The 8,140-nt window shown below is 66.4% G+C and carries 8 protein-coding genes; 1 reads left to right on the forward strand and 7 read right to left on the reverse strand.

Translation table 11 applies throughout. The features are described from left to right. Positions 1-145 precede the first annotated feature (145 nt). The 3 genes from lipA to AB4Y84_RS07545 are packed head-to-tail and all read right to left on the reverse strand — an operon-like array spanning position 146 to position 2,153. On the reverse strand, positions 146-1,156 hold the full coding sequence (gene lipA, locus AB4Y84_RS07535) for a lipoyl synthase (RefSeq protein WP_223496596.1): 1,011 nt from the start codon (positions 1,154-1,156) through the stop codon (positions 146-148). 17 nt (positions 1,157-1,173) lie between these two features. Next, on the reverse strand, positions 1,174-1,818 hold the full coding sequence (gene lipB, locus AB4Y84_RS07540; RefSeq protein ID WP_442249945.1) for a lipoyl(octanoyl) transferase LipB: 645 nt from the start codon (positions 1,816-1,818) through the stop codon (positions 1,174-1,176). A gap of 56 nt (positions 1,819-1,874) precedes the next feature. Next, positions 1,875-2,153, reverse strand: a complete 279-nt coding sequence (locus AB4Y84_RS07545) for a YbeD family protein (protein WP_025878705.1) — start codon at positions 2,151-2,153, stop codon at positions 1,875-1,877. 295 nt (positions 2,154-2,448) lie between these two features. Here AB4Y84_RS07545 and AB4Y84_RS07550 point away from each other — a divergent pair, with 295 nt between their 5' ends. Further along, entirely contained in the window at positions 2,449-3,507 is a 1,059-nt protein-coding gene (locus tag AB4Y84_RS07550; RefSeq protein WP_442245033.1) for a lipid A deacylase LpxR family protein, read from the forward strand. Between the two features lie 210 nt (positions 3,508-3,717). Here the strand turns inward: AB4Y84_RS07550 and AB4Y84_RS07555 are convergent, their stop codons facing one another. From AB4Y84_RS07555 to AB4Y84_RS07570, 4 genes are all read right to left on the reverse strand, one after another. Beyond that, positions 3,718-4,938 (reverse strand): D-alanyl-D-alanine carboxypeptidase family protein, encoded by a 1,221-nt coding sequence (locus tag AB4Y84_RS07555; protein ID WP_099820912.1) that lies wholly within the window; start codon positions 4,936-4,938, stop codon positions 3,718-3,720. Between the two features lie 102 nt (positions 4,939-5,040). Next, on the reverse strand, positions 5,041-6,285 hold the full coding sequence (locus AB4Y84_RS07560; RefSeq protein WP_367785905.1) for a septal ring lytic transglycosylase RlpA family protein: 1,245 nt from the start codon (positions 6,283-6,285) through the stop codon (positions 5,041-5,043). Continuing rightward, the gene (gene mltB, locus AB4Y84_RS07565) at positions 6,282-7,427 is read right to left on the reverse strand and encodes a lytic murein transglycosylase B (protein WP_442245032.1); all 1,146 of its coding nucleotides are present in this window, start codon (positions 7,425-7,427) and stop codon (positions 6,282-6,284) included. The genes AB4Y84_RS07560 and mltB overlap by 4 nt, the downstream gene beginning before the upstream one ends. 272 nt (positions 7,428-7,699) lie before the next feature. After that, the coding region (locus AB4Y84_RS07570) for a hypothetical protein (protein ID WP_442249944.1) at positions 7,700-8,140 on the reverse strand (441 nt) is incomplete at its 5' end.

Genomic DNA, 8,140 nt, shown 5'->3' on the forward strand with positions numbered 1-8,140 from the left:
CGCCGAAGGCGTGCGGACCAACGGTCCGCACCCACCATGGTGATGGTGACACCCATCGGTGGTGGTGGCACCCATCGGTAGCGCCGGGCCATGCCCGGCGGGGATGAGGTGTGCGGACCAACGGTCCGCACCCACCAGCGGAGCGTCAGGAAATGCCGGCGCCCTTGGCCTGCACGTCGGCGTGGTACGACGAGCGCACCATCGGGCCGGAGGCCACGTGGCTGAAGCCCAGCTCGTAACCGTAGACTTCCAGCGCCTTGTAGTCGTCCGGGGTCCAGTACTTCAGCACCGGGTGGTGATGCGCGGTCGGCTGCAGGTACTGGCCGATGGTGATCATGTCCACGTTGTGCGCACGCAGGTCGCGCATGGTGGCCTTGATCTGTTCGAAGTCTTCGCCCAGGCCCAGCATGATGCCCGACTTGGTCGGCACGTCAGGGTGCTGCGCCTTGAAGTTCTTCAGCAGGTTCAGCGACCACTGGTAATCGGCACCCGGGCGCACGTTGCGGTACAGGTCCGGCACGGTTTCGATGTTGTGGTTGAACACGTCCGGCGGGTTCTGCGCGAGGATCTCCAGCGCGCGCTCCATGCGGCCCTTGCCGCGGAAATCCGGGGTCAGCACTTCGATGCGGGTGCCCGGCGACTTCTCGCGGATGGCGGTGATGCAGTCGACGAAGTGCTGGGCACCGCCGTCGCGCAGATCATCGCGGTCGACGCTGGTCACCACCACGTACTTCAGGCCCATGTCGGCCACGGTCTGGCCCAGGCTTGCCGGCTCGTTGGCATCGGGCGGCTTCGGCCGGCCGTGTGCCACGTCGCAGAACGAGCAGCGGCGGGTGCAGACCTCGCCGAGGATCATGAAGGTAGCGGTGCCGTGGCCGAAGCATTCGTGGATGTTCGGGCAGCTGGCTTCCTCGCACACGGTCACCAGACGGTTCTCGCGCAGCTTGGCTTTCAGGTTCTGCACGGCATTGCCCGAAGGAATGCGCACGCGGATCCAGGAGGGCTTGCGCAGCACCGGCACGTCGGCAAACTGCACCGGCGAGCGGTTGATCTTGTCCCCACCCATCTGCTTGACCCCGGCCTGCAGGGGCGCGGTGGACGGAAGCTCGGCCTGCACGATCTGCAGGGGAATGGTGCGGGCAGTGGTTTCAGTCATGGCGTTTCCGGGGGCGGTCAGGCGGCCGCAGAGAGATCAGGCAGTTCAGGCACGGGCTGCAGCAGCAGGCCGAACTGGCGGGCCAGGTGGTCCAGCAGCACCGGCTTGACGGCGTCCATCCCGGACGGACCGCCCAAGTCTAGCACCGTGGTCACCTGCAACCCCTCGTAACCACAGGGGTTGATGCGGTGGAAAGGGTCAAGGTCCATGGCCACGTTGAAAGCCAGGCCATGGAAGGTGCAACCACKGCGCACGCGGATGCCGAGCGCGGCGATCTTGGCGCCAGCGACATAGACGCCCGGGGCGCCGTCGAGCCGTTCCGCACCAATGTTCCACTCGGCCAGCGTGTCGATGATGGCCTGCTCGATGCGGCACACGTAGTCGCGCACGCCGATGCCCAGCCGCGGCAGGCGCAGCAGCGGATAGATCACGATCTGGCCGGGGCCGTGGTAGGTCACCTGGCCACCGCGATCGACGTGGACCACCGGGATCTCACCCGGCGCCAGCACGTGTTCGACCTTGCCGGCCTGGCCCAGGGTAAACACCGGATCGTGCTCGACCACCCACAGCTCGTCCAGCGTGTCGTCGTCGCGCTGGTCGGTGAAACGCTGCATGGCATGCCAGACCGGCTCGTAGGCCTGGCGCCCCAGATCGCGCACCACCGCCGGGCGCGGCGGGCGCGCCTCGGGGGCAGCCGCTTCGGCAGGACAGCTGACGGCTACACCGTCCACTTCACTTCCGGGTGGTCGCGCAGGGCCTGGTGGGCCACGTCGTACTGATCGCGGTTCTCGGCCCGGAAGACCAGGCGCACCGAGACGTACTTGCCGTTGGACGAATGCTTCCAGCTGATGCGCTCGTTCACCACGTCAACGCCAGCAGCCAGCAGCAGGCGGGGGAGTTCATGCTCCAGGCCGCGGTTGGCCGGGCCCATCGCGCTGAGCTCGAACTGACCGGGGAACTGGAAGCCGTGTTCGGGGTTGTCGGACTTGATTTCCATGCGCCCATTATCGGGCCGCAGGGCAACAAACCCAAGAGTATTCATGTAGACCGGCGGCACTGCGGGCGGGCCGCTGCGTTGCAGCTGAACATCCATTCAGGCTGGGACCCACCTCCCAGGGCCCCTGCCCCATCGCTGCGGCTTCACCTGCGGTAACCGATTGTATCGATCAGACAATGTTGTTTTCGGAACAGACAAGTGATCCCAGCGCGCTCGTTCCATCACAGCGCCGGGAGTACCGTGTCGTTGCATAAAACGACAGACAAAAGCCCCCTTCCCGATGATCATCCCATCCATGCGCTACCTCGCATCCTTTGGATTGTCCGGCCTGCTGGCCACCGCCCTCCCCCTTTCCGCCTACGCAGCCGAGCAATGCGGCCCGGACGCGATGCGCGAGCATCCGCCGCAGGTCAATTTCCGCGTCGACAACGACCTGTTCGGCGGTCGCCACCAGGACCAGGGCTACACCAACGGCGCCCAGCTGACCCTGGTCTCGCCCAACCTGGTCGACTACACCGATGACCCTTGCCTGCCGCGCTTGGCGCGCTGGGTGAACAGCCATCTGGAGGCACTGCACCCGGGCAGGTTCGAACAGCAGAACATGATCTTCAGCCTGGCCCAGGGCATTTTCACCCCCACCGACCCGACCCGCAGCGACCTGATCGAGGATGACCGGCCGTATGCCGGCGTGCTGCTGGTCAGCTTCGGCTTCAACGCCCGCAGCGGCGATCGTCTGCAGACCACCCAGCTGTCGCTGGGCGTGGTCGGCCCGTGGGCGCAGGGCAAGCAGGTGCAGGACGCCGTGCACAGCGTGCTGGGCGATGAGAAGTTCAAGGGCTGGGACAACCAGCTGCACAACGAACCGGTGTTCATGCTGACCCACGAACGCATGCGCCGCTGGCCGGGTGATGCCAGCATCAATGCCGACGGCTGGGGCTGGGATGCGATCAGCCACTACGGCGGTTCGATCGGCAACCTGGAAACCAAGGCGAACATGGGCGGCGAAGTGCGCTTCGGCTGGAAGCTGCCGGACGATTTCGGCAGCACCCCGCTGCGCCCGGCGGGCGAGAACACCGCGCCGACCCGGGGCGGCAAGCCGTCCGGCTGGTCGTGGCACCTGTTCGCCACCACCGATGCGGCGTGGGTGATCCGCGATATCACCCTGGACGGCAACACGTTCCGCAACAGCCACAGCGTGGACAAGCGCCACGTGGTCGCCCAGGGCGGTTATGGCATCGCGGTGATGCGCGGCCGCTGGAAGTTCGCGATGGCGCGCTACCACAGCACCCGCGAATTCGATGGCCAGCGCCAGTCGCCGGTGTTCGGCAGTTTCACCATCAGCCGCTCGCTGTAAGCGATCCGCTGATGGTCGTGGCGGCGGCTGGCTGCACGAGGTCATGTAGTGCCGGCCGCTGGCCGGCTGGCTGCACACGCGGCCGATGTCATGAGGAGCCGGCCAGCGGCCGGCACTACCACCTCCGGGCGGGGTCATGAATGCCGATACACCGAAACAGAAAAGGCCGGCATTCGCCGGCCTTTTCCGTTCACCGCAGCACGCTGCGGATCATTCCGATTCCCACCACATCCAGAAGCTGTCCCACAGGCGCTTGAAGAAGCCGGCCTGCTCGACGGCGGCCACCGCCACCAGCGGCGCTTCGGCCACCAGCTTGCCATCCAGGGTGACCTTCACGGTACCGATCTGCTGGCCCGCGGTGAACGGTGCCTCCAGGGTCTTGGGCACGTCGATGCTCGGCTTCAGGTCGTTGTAGCGACCGCGCGGCACGCTGACCAGCATCGGCTGGGCCACGCCCAGCTGCACCTTGTCGGTGGTGCCCTTCCAGACCTTGTGCTCGGCCACGGCCTTGCCCGGCTCGTACAGGCGGTGGGTTTCGAAGAAGCGGAAGCCCCAGTTCAACAGGGCAAGGCTGTCGTCGGCGCGCTGCTTTTCCGACGCGCCGCCCAGCACCACCGCGACCAGACGCTGGTCACCGCGCTGGGCCGAGCTCATCAGGCAGTAACCGGCTTCGGAGGTGTGGCCGGTCTTGATGCCGTCCACGCTGCCATCGCGCCACAACAGCAGGTTGCGGTTCGGCTGCTTGATGGTGCCGACCTGGAATTCCTTGATCTTGTTGTACGCGTAGGTTTCCGGGTAATCACGCACCATCGCGCGACCCAACAGGGCCAGGTCGTAGGCGCTGCTGTGGTGGCCCGGGGCGGTCAGGCCGTGGGCGTTCACGAAGTGCGAGTTCTTCATGCCGATCTTGGCGGCGTAGCTGTTCATCAGCGAAGCGAAGGCTTCTTCGCTGCCGGCCACGTGCTCGGCCAGGGCGATCGCGGCGTCATTGCCGGACTGGATTGCCATGCCCTTTTCCATGTCTTCCAGACGTGCAGTCTGGTTGACCGGGAAGCCGCTGTAGCTGCCATCGGTGCCGGCGCCACCTTCGCGCCAGGCGCGTTCGCTCATCATCACCTGGTCGTCCGGACGGACCTTGCCGTTCTTGACCTCGGCGGCGATCACGTAGGACGTCATCACCTTGGTGATGCTGGCCGGGGCCAGCTGTTCGTTGATGTTTTCGCCTGCCAGCACCTGGCCGGTGGCGTAGTCCATCAGCACCCAGGCCTTGGACACGCTGGGTGCGGGCGCCGGCGGCGTGGCCACGGTGGCGGGGGCAGCAGCGGCAGCGGCAGGCGTCGGGGTGGCCGGGGTCGGCAGCGGCGTCTGGGCGGAGGCCAGGCCCACCACCAGGGTGGCGGCCAGGGCAGTGGCGGCGGAACGGAAATTCATGGGACAGCAGGCTCCAGGGGACGGCCGGAAAATGAAGGATGGGACAAGGTGGCCATTGTAAGGCCGGGGTGGCAAGGGCCGGCAGCACCGGCCCGGGCGGAATCAGTCCTTGACGATCTGTGGCGAGCCAAAGCCCAGACCCGAGATGCGCCCGGCAAGTTCCGCCGCGCTGGCATGGTCGCTGGCGGGAACCCGCAGACGCCACAGGGTACGACCACCGGCAGCGATGTCGCTGATGGTGGCACCGACGATGCCGGCAGCGTTGAGCTGGCCCATCGCCCGGTTGGCGTTGTCGCGGTTGGAGAAGCTGGCGACCTGCAGCATCACTGCGCCCACCACCTTCTGCGACAGGCTGGGGCTGCTGGTCGAGGCCGGGCTGCGTGGCACGGCGGTAGCCACGACCGGCGCGGCGGGACGCGGCGCGGGCGCGCTGGGCGGCAGGCTGCTGACCGCCACCTCCGGCATCGTGCTGACGGCGGCCTGGGTGGTGGCCGGCTGGCCACGCGCTGGCGCTCCATCGGCAGGCAGGCGGTTGACCAGGCGATCGATGTCACTGTCGGCAACCGCACGAGCGGCGGGTGCAGGGCGCGCGCTGGCGACGGCAGCGGTGGCCGCCGCCGCTTCAGCAGCACGGCGCTCACGGCGCGACGGCTTCTGCGCCATCAGGTTGGTTTCACCCGGCTGCACCGCGCGCACTTCCACGTTGCCGGTACCGCGCTGGGTGATGCCCAGGCGCACGGCGGCGGCATAGCTGAGATCGACCACGCGGCCATCGTGGAACGGACCACGATCATTGACGCGCACGATCACCGATTCGCCGTTGTCCAGGTTGGTCACGCGGGCGAAGCTGGGCAGCGGCAAGGTCTTGTGCGCGGCGGTGAACTGGTACATGTCGTAGACCTCGCGGTTGGAGGTCAGGCGGCCGTGGAACTTGGCGCCGTAATACGAAGCGGTGCCACGTTCAACGTAGTTGCGGGTGTCGTCGAGCACCTTGTACTGCTTGCCCAGCACCACGTAGGGCGATTTGTTGCCGATCGCCGAGCGGTCTTCATTGGTGACCAGCGGCTCGGGAATGCAGGCTACGTTGGGCACGTAACTGGGCGTGGTGTCTTTCACGCCGGGCTTGTACAGGCCGCCAGCGGTGTAGTTGCCACGGGTGGACAGGTCCTCGGTGGCGGCCGCGTACGGCGAACCCTCCGGACAATGCGCCGGACGCCCGCCCTTGCCCTGCACCACCGTGCCGGACGGCTTGCCACCGTGGCCGGCGGTCGCCGGCTTCTTCGGCGCGCTGCTGCAGGCGGCCAGCGCGAGGACGATCAATCCAGGGACCAGCCATCTGATGTTCATGCCGGGGGCAGCTCCTGTCCGGCAATGGCCTGCGACAACTGGAACACGGCCATCGCGTACATTTTCGAGAGGTTGTAACGGGTGATCGCGTAGTAGTTCTGGAAGCCCAGCCAGTACTGCTTGCCGGTGCTGCCTTCAAGCGTGATGGGGGTGGCGGTGGCRCCCGGCTGCACCGGTGCGCTCGGCTGGTAGCCGCGCTGGGCCAGATCGGACAGCGACCAGGTGGGCGTCCACTCGGTCGGGTTGAACTCTTCGCGGCCGGCGGCGAGCGTGGCCGGCACGGCGACCTGGCCGCCGCGCACCCAACCGCCCTTCTTCACGAAGTAGTTGGCGATGGAGGAGAACACGTCGTCGTAGCTGGTGAACAGGTCACGGCGGCCATCGCCGTTGCCGTCCACCGCGTAATCCAGATAGCTGGAGGGCATGAACTGGCCCATGCCCATCGCGCCGGCATAGCTGCCCTTGAGCGTGGTGATGTCCAGCTTTTCCTCGCGACCGAGCTCGAACAGCTTGGCCAGTTCATCGCGGAAGAACAGCTCGCGGCGCACTTCGCGTTCCAGCTTGGCCGGGTCACCACTGCGCGGGTAATAGAAGGCCAGCGTATACAGCGCATCGAGCACGCGATGGCTGCCGGCATTCTTTCCGTAGCTGGTTTCCACGCCGATGATCGCCACGATCACTTCAGCCGGTACACCGGTGCGCTGCTGCACACGGTCCAGTTCAGCGCGATGCTGGGCAAGAAACGCCTTGCCGCCATCGATACGCGCCTTGCTGATGAACATCGGCCGGTATTCGTTCCACGGCTTGACCCGCTCGGCCGGCCGCGACATGGCGGCGATGATCGGCTGGCGCACCTGCGCCTGGTCGAGCACGTTGCGGATCTCGTCAGGCTTCAGGCCGTAACGCTTGGCGGTGTCGGCAATGAATCTGGCGCGCGCGGTTTCGAACGGCACCGGGGTGAGATCGACCGGCGCAGCCGTAGCGGCTGCCGCTTCCGGCGCGGCTTCGGCCGGGCCCTGAGGCTTGGCCGCCGGGTGGCGCGGCGTACTGCTGGCCTGGGGCGAAGTCGGTGGGGACGTCGGCTGGGTCGCGCAGGCGACCAGGCCGAGGGTGAGCATGCAGGCCAGAGAACGTCGAATCATCACCGCAGGTTAGCAGGTCATGGATGAATTAAAACCCCTAACACCATGAATCACAACGATTTGCTCGCGTTCAGCGCGAAATGTGAAGGCGTTGTGATTGACCTGCCCCATTCAGGCAGAGGTTGCCGGTTGCGTCCCCATCCCCGCAGACGCAACCGGCCGCCGGACCCGGTCGGTACCTGCGCGGCTGCCGCTCCCCAGTGGCAGTGCTCCGCGCTCCTTGTACCTGTTGGATCAGTACTGCTTTCCCATCCGACGCCCCTCGCGCTGCATCAAAGACGGCGCGCCATGCCGAACGGGCCGCCATTGTGCAGGCCGATTGCGACAAGTCCATTGATCAGGATCAACGCGGCGTCAAAATGTGAATTGGCGCCCACTTTTAATGGAACTTCGTCAGCGGCCATGCTGCTGTGCGGTGGAGTGGGAACGATTACAGAAATGCGCGTGCGCAGATTCATGCGCGCATCGGCGGCGAAGGTCGGCGAACGGCGCAGCCCCTCGTGGGTGAGCGCAGAGCGATTCATGAGGGTTGGCCGGGTTCCTGGGGCGTCCACCCACGAAAAAGAAGAAGGAAGAGCAACAGCGGGTCGCTTCGCTCTGAGCTGAGCGTGGGCTCGGCTCCACAGGAAGTGTGGGCAACCGGCCATGCTGCTTTTGCTTTTGATCTTTTTTTCTTCTTGCGTGGGTGGGCGCTGCAGGAACCTGTCAGCGGC

Source organism: Stenotrophomonas sp. 2YAF22 (assembly GCF_052114665.1).
Classification (GTDB): Bacteria; Pseudomonadota; Gammaproteobacteria; order Xanthomonadales; family Xanthomonadaceae; genus Stenotrophomonas; species Stenotrophomonas indicatrix.